We start from the raw sequence: 1,648 nt of genomic DNA, 5'->3' as shown, positions 1-1,648 counted from the left end.
ACTAGTAGAGCCTCCAGTAAATTCGTACCCAGTTGGGCATCCTATCGAAGATAGGCCTGCGCGGCGGTGTCAAAACACGATTCAGGTGAGCCAGTGAACGAGCCGTCGAGCGTAATCGACGGCTCGTATCGCTCGTCACTGTACTTGTAGAACGCAAATGCCCACGAGTCCAGATCGCCGGTCCAGGTTAATCGGCACAATTTCGTTGGAGTGTGCCGGATGCGTTCTTTCTCTTCCTCGCTCGCATCAGGCATCATCCAGGGATTACTCTCGAACGCATCGATGTATGCGTATTCACCACGGAAGCGAACCTGCACACGCGCGCACCGCTCGTTCCACGCGGTGCGCGCGTGGTTCTCAATCTGGTCTTGGAGAGTTCGGCGAATGTACTCAGGAATCGACGCCATACGTCCTAGACGACTCCAGAGAGATTTACGCTATCGCTGGGAGATCTTCCATCAACTGAGCCAGTTGCTCACTCGTGTAGGACCAGTCGATCGGTGTTGGAGCACGATTCCATCGGTCTTCAAAGCCCATGAGACGATCGCGAAGTGTACTGACCGACGCAAAGCTCTCGCCGGCGAGAGCTTTGCGGCTCAGCACCGAGAAATACAGCTCGATCTGATTCAGCCACGATGCGCCGGTTGGAAGATGCACCCCTTCGACGTTTCGGTACTGCTGTTTCAGCCACCACGTGAACGTGTTCGGATGATGCGCACCCCCGTTATCGGTGATCCAGAACACGCGATCTGCCGCCCGGCAGATCGGGTGTGTCATTACCGTCTCGACGAGGGTTTCGAAATTCGCCCGCGTATTTCGATCGACACACTGACCCACGATTTCGCCAGTCCCAACGATTAGAGCCGCTTGATAGGAACAGGTACCGTGCCGTTCGTACTGGTGTTCAACGTGAGTTACGGTGTGCGGTCCCGGCGGCGTCCGTCGCCGGGACCGCGCTTGAAGGCCTGTCTTCTCGTCGGCACAAATGACGACGTCATACTCGGTGAGTTCCTCACCGTTCCACAACCCGTTGTATAAATCCAACACAGGAGCAGCTTTCTGTTCGAAGTGTGGATCTCTTGGAGTTACCCAGGTGGCGTAGGTCCACGGTCGGATCGCCGCCTGCGCAAGCCAGGCGGCGATCGTGGCCTGTGATGGGCATGGATTTAGCTCTCGTGAGACCTCCGCATGGATGTCACCGGAACTCAGCCGCGAAAGTGGAAGTTGTCGTGTGGAAGGAAGCTCACAGGCAAGGGCGGTGATAACTGCACGGTCGATGTCATCGTAGGTGGGAGGACAGCCGGGCCGGGGCTCATCGATGAGCCCGGCCCGGCATTTTTTGGCGAAGCGTCCGCGCCATTTACGGACGGTTTTCCGTGTACACTGGAGCTTGCGTGCGATTTCAGAGTTGTTGAGGCCAGCAGCAGCGAGAAGGATGATCCGTGCGCGGAACACTTCTCGTTGAGGGCTGGTCGCTTTGCGTGTGACCGCTTCAAGATCGGCTCGATCTTGAGCGGTCAACGTGATTGTAACTGGGTTAGGGCCTGGAGACACGTTCTTCCTCGGTCGGGTCTGTTCACTCTACGTCATCTGAGGAGATAACGACTCCAGACTAACCGGGTACGAACTTCTTGGATGGTCCACTAGT

2 protein-coding genes are annotated in these 1,648 nt (G+C 56.7%); both read right to left on the bottom strand.

All coding sequences use genetic code 11. The annotated features are described in order from the left end of the window. Positions 1–41 precede the first annotated feature (41 nt). Positions 42–407, bottom strand: a complete 366-nt coding sequence (locus tag EA472_RS21770; RefSeq protein WP_124193540.1) for a hypothetical protein — start codon at positions 405–407, stop codon at positions 42–44. Positions 408–432: 25 nt separating this feature from the next. Next, a complete protein-coding gene (locus tag EA472_RS21765) occupies positions 433–1,521 on the bottom strand; it encodes an IS630 family transposase (protein ID WP_207891205.1) in 1,089 nt (362 codons plus the stop codon). Positions 1,522–1,648: the final 127 nt, after the last annotated feature.

The sequence above is a fragment of the Natrarchaeobius oligotrophus genome (assembly GCF_003841465.1).
GTDB classification, from domain to species: Archaea; Halobacteriota; Halobacteria; order Halobacteriales; family Natrialbaceae; genus Natrarchaeobius; species Natrarchaeobius oligotrophus.
The sequence above is the reverse complement of the archived record's forward strand: the minus strand, read 5'-3'. Positions and strand labels throughout refer to the sequence as shown.

Bases quoted from the DNA above. Each gene is read 5' to 3' on its own strand.
- EA472_RS21770 (WP_124193540.1), bottom strand. From the start codon at position 407: ATGGCGTCGATTCCTGAGTACATTCGCCGAACTCTCCAAGACCAGATT.